At 63.2% G+C, this 459-nt stretch carries 2 protein-coding genes; both read left to right on the forward strand.

The window, feature by feature from the left end; genetic code table 11:
* The first annotated feature begins 67 nt into the window (after positions 1–67).
* Positions 68–265, forward strand: coding sequence for a DUF4169 family protein (locus EN939_RS37525; RefSeq protein WP_127271798.1), 198 nt, complete (start codon positions 68–70; stop codon positions 263–265).
* Positions 262–459, forward strand: a 198-nt coding sequence (locus EN939_RS37530; RefSeq protein ID WP_127272159.1) for a ribbon-helix-helix domain-containing protein, incomplete at its 3' end; no start/stop codon positions are given. The genes EN939_RS37525 and EN939_RS37530, both read left to right, overlap by 4 nt.

Consider the following 459-nt stretch of genomic DNA (forward strand, 5'->3'; position numbering starts at 1 on the left):
GCCACCAAGGGCGCCGAAGTGGTCTCGCTCGACGCCTTCCGCAAGAAATAGGCCGGCGACTTACGCCGTGGCCGAAATCGTCAATCTCCGCCAGGCCCGCAAGCAAAAGGCGCGGGACGAAAAGCTGCGCGCCGCCGAACAGAATCGCGCGCTGCACGGCCGCTCCAAGGCCGAAAAAGAACGCGACCGCATCGCCGCCGACAAGAGTGAAAAATTCGTTGCCGGGCATCGTCGTGAAAAGCCCGGCGACCCTGACCACCTATGAGCCCGGTCGAAAAGCGTTCGGTGACCATTCGCGGCCACCGCACCAGCTACTCGCTCGAAAAACCCTTCTATGACGACCTCGTCGCGATCGCGGCGACCAGAAAGCTGACGCTTGCCGCGCTTGTCGCCGAAGTCGACGTGACAAGGCCCCGCGACACCAACCTGTCCTCTGCGTTGAGGCTCCATGTCCTGGAG

Origin of the sequence: Mesorhizobium sp. M7A.F.Ca.CA.002.05.1.1 (genome assembly GCF_003998335.1) — a bacterium.
GTDB lineage: Bacteria > Pseudomonadota > Alphaproteobacteria > Rhizobiales > Rhizobiaceae > Mesorhizobium.